At 44.6% G+C, this 1911-nt stretch carries 1 protein-coding gene; it reads right to left on the reverse strand.

Features of this window, described 5'->3' with window-relative positions; translation table 11 throughout:
- Positions 1-6: 6 nt before the first annotated feature.
- Entirely contained in the window at positions 7-1437 is a 1431-nt protein-coding gene (lpdA, locus tag PX636_RS14095) for a dihydrolipoyl dehydrogenase (protein WP_288117625.1), read from the reverse strand.
- Positions 1438-1911: the final 474 nt, after the last annotated feature.

Raw genomic sequence — 1911 nt, forward strand, 5'->3', positions numbered from 1 at the left:
CTGACTCTATGCTGCCACTTCTGCGCGTTTGTAAGCTTCGTCGAGGACTTCTGAGAGAGTTGGATGGGTGTGGATGCGGAAAGCGAGTTCATGGACAGATTTACGTTCAGCGATCGCATTGGCCGCTTCTTGAATTAAATCCGATGCGTGGATACCGATAATATGAACACCGAGTAATTCCCCCGTATCCTGACGATAAACGACTTTAGCGATGCCTTCCGTTTCTCCTTCCGCTAAAGCCTTAGAATTTCCCTTAAAATAGGTCTTGACAGAAGCGACCTTATACCCTTCTTGCTGTGCCAAAGCTTCTGCTTGCGGTTCCGTTAAACCCACATAACTAATTTCGGGGTGGGTAAAAGCGGCAGCGGGAATACTGCGATAATCGATGGTTTTTGGGCGATTACAGATATTTTCAATGGCTATTACCCCTTGACCCGAAGCAGCGTGAGCTAACATCATTTTACCCGTAGCATCGCCCACGGCCCAGAGATGGGGAACGGGTTCACCGTCCTGAATTACCTGCATTTTGTCATTAACCGCAATAAAACCGCGTTTATCCAGTTCTACCCCGACAAATTCCAGTCCGAGATTCTTGGTCGCGGGGATTCTTCCTGTAGCGACTAAACAAGCATCTACCTCTAAAATTTCGATCGCTTCTTTGCTTTTTGCGTCCACCAGTTCAATGGCCACAGGATTCCCCGGTTTAATACTTTTTGCCAAAACTCCCACATAAGTCTCGATGTCTCTAGGTTTAATCAGAACTCTTTCCGCGATTTTCGAGATTTCTGGGTCAAATCCAGGCATGAGACTATCTAAAGCTTCGATCATCGTCACTTCACAACCCAAAGCGGTGTATATATCCGAAAATTCCAGACCGATATAACCACTACCGATAATTGCGATCCACTTGGGTAAAGTTTCTAATCTAACGGCCTCATCGCTGGTAAAAACCGTTTTATGATCGATCTCGATCCCCGGTGGGACAAAGGGAACCGACCCCGGACAGAGCATAATATCCTTAGCGGTGTAGATTTTTTCGCCACTATCCCCGATGACGCTAACTTTTTGCGGGCCGGCGATTTTTCCCCAACCGTGGATAGTATCAACCTTGAGACGTTTAAGACTATTAGTGAGATCGCCTCTAATTTTACTGACAAGGTTGTTAGCATGATCGGCAATTGTTGGACGGTCAAAATTAACGCCACCGATGGCAATACCTAGACTTTTCAGATGGTCACTATCGGCCAATTCTCGCACTCGTCCCGAGGCTGCCAGCAAAGCTTTAGAAGGAATACAACCGCGATTGACACAGGTTCCTCCCATATCTTTGGCTTCGATAATAGCTGTTTTTAGCCCACATTTGACTGCGTGTAGGGCTGCCCCGTGGCCACCAACTCCAGCACCGATAATAATTAAATCGTAGTCGAATTCACTCATAGTCTCTCTGACTCTCAAAGTTAGCATTATCCCATTTTACGATCCACTGCGATCAAGCTGTGCTATCCCGGGCAAAAACTGGAGCCAGTTTTTAGCCATCAGGCTCTTGTGCATTGAAACTGGCTATTGGCAATTTTAGGACAAGACGTTACTAAACCTCTGGTAAAAATCAAAAATTGTTGTTAGGGTTAGCAGTCAGTCGTCAGTAGTCAGGAGAATTTTAAATGCTCTATTCACAGATTTTAGGCTATTTAAGCCTTATTTTTGCTGTTTTTAAATCCTCAAAAATTAATTAGGGTTTGCTGAATCAAAATATGAATACTAATCCTGCATCCTATCCATAAGTTAGTCTAGTCCTAGATTGGAAAAATTAGACCTCCCGCCAATACTTTGCCAGATGAAGGAACCATCTTTCTCCTACCATAATTTAGGCTCGAAACCAGAATCATTAATAATTTCTACCGTTTCTCCCGA

Origin of the sequence: Microcystis sp. M53598_WE2 (assembly GCF_030067735.1) — a bacterium.
Lineage (GTDB): Bacteria > Cyanobacteriota > Cyanobacteriia > Cyanobacteriales > Microcystaceae > Microcystis > Microcystis aeruginosa.

Bases quoted from the DNA above. Each gene is read 5' to 3' on its own strand.
- lpdA (WP_288117625.1), bottom strand. From the start codon at position 1,437: ATGAGTGAATTCGACTACGATTTAATTATTATCGGTGCTGGAGTTGGT.